Source organism: Actinotalea ferrariae, assembly GCF_019733465.1.
Lineage (GTDB): Bacteria > Actinomycetota > Actinomycetes > Actinomycetales > Cellulomonadaceae > Actinotalea > Actinotalea ferrariae_A.
Window position 1 is genome coordinate 1 of record NZ_JACVQL010000387.1, and the last position, 1443, is coordinate 1443.

At 76.7% G+C, this 1443-nt stretch carries 1 protein-coding gene; it reads left to right on the forward strand.

Annotation, left to right across the window (positions count from 1 at the left end; translation table 11 throughout):
* The coding region (locus ICW40_RS20130) for an AAA family ATPase (RefSeq protein ID WP_221655753.1) at positions 1 to 1360 on the forward strand (1360 nt) is incomplete at its 5' end.
* Positions 1361 to 1443: the final 83 nt, after the last annotated feature.

The window sequence follows — 1443 nt, forward strand, 5'->3', positions numbered from 1 at the left end:
GGCCGAGGGAGCCGCGTTCGCCGCCGCCCTCGCGGAGGCCGCGCCGGGCGCGCCTGCGGACTGGGCGTCCGCCGTGGGCGTCGACGGGTCGGGGACGCAGGCCTTCTTCGACGCGGCCGCGCGCGGACGGCGGTGGCGCGTGAGCGCGACCGCGCACCTCGCCCACCTCGCCCAGGCGGCCTCCGCCCACACGGACGCCTACGCCGACGCCCTCCTGGGCGTCGCGACCGCCGCGTGCACCCTCGGCACGCCGACCGAGCGGGTCGTCGAGAACGCGACCCGGGCGTGCGCCGCCCAGATGGCCGCGGTCCCCGGCCGCAGCCTCGCCGACCTGCCGCCGGTGCCCGAGCCGGCACGCGTGCCGGCGGGGATGACGAGCACGAGCCCCGCCCCGGTGCCGCCTTCCGCCCCTGCCGAGGCCGCCGCCGAGGAGGCACCCCCGCGGCGGTCGGTCGAGGAGCTGCTCGCCGAGCTCGACGCCCTCGTCGGCCTCGCGGACGTCAAGCGCGAGGTGCACCAGCAGGCCGCCGTCCTGCGCATGGAGAAGCTCCGGGCCGCGCACGGCCTGCGCACGCCGACGATCTCCCGGCACCTCGTGTTCACGGGGAACCCGGGCACGGGCAAGACCACGGTCGCCCGCCTGGTCTGCGGCATCTACGCCGCGCTCGGCCTGCTCGCCAAGGGTCACCTCGTCGAGGTCGACCGGTCCGAGCTCGTCGGCCAGTACCTGGGCGAGACCGCCGTCAAGACGTCCAAGGTCGTCGCGGGCGCGATCGACGGTGTGCTCTTCGTCGACGAGGCCTACGCGCTCACCGGCGACCAGTACGGGCGTGAGGCGGTCGACACCCTGGTCAAGGAGATGGAGGACCACCGCGAGGACCTCGTGGTGATCGTGGCCGGCTACCCCGGGCCGATGGCGTCCTTCGTCGCGTCCAACCCGGGGCTCGCGAGCCGCTTCCGCACGACGATCGAGTTCGCCGACTACACGGACGACGAGATCGAGACGATCTTCGTGCGGATGGCCGAGGCGGCCGACTTCGAGCCGACGCCCGAGTGCCTGACGCGTTTCCGCGAGATCCTCGCCGCCACGCCCCGCGGCGAGGGCTTCGGCAACGGCCGCTTCGCGCGGAACGTCCTCGAGGGCGCCGTCGGCCGCCACGCCTGGCGGCTGCGCGACGTCGACAGCCCGACCACCGACGAGCTGCGCCTGCTCCTGCCGCGCGACCTCGAGGACCGCCCCGACGACGTCGCCCCGCCCGCCGACGCGCCGCCCGCCGACGCACTGCCCGCCGACGCAGTGCCCGGCGACGTCGCGCCCACGACCGAGCCCGCCCCGACCTCCGAAGGAGTCGTCGAGTGACCACCACGGCCCCGCCCGGCCCGCCCCCGCCGCCGTCGGCGAACCGCGTGCAGCCGCGCCCGGGCGCAGCAGGGCGTCCCCCC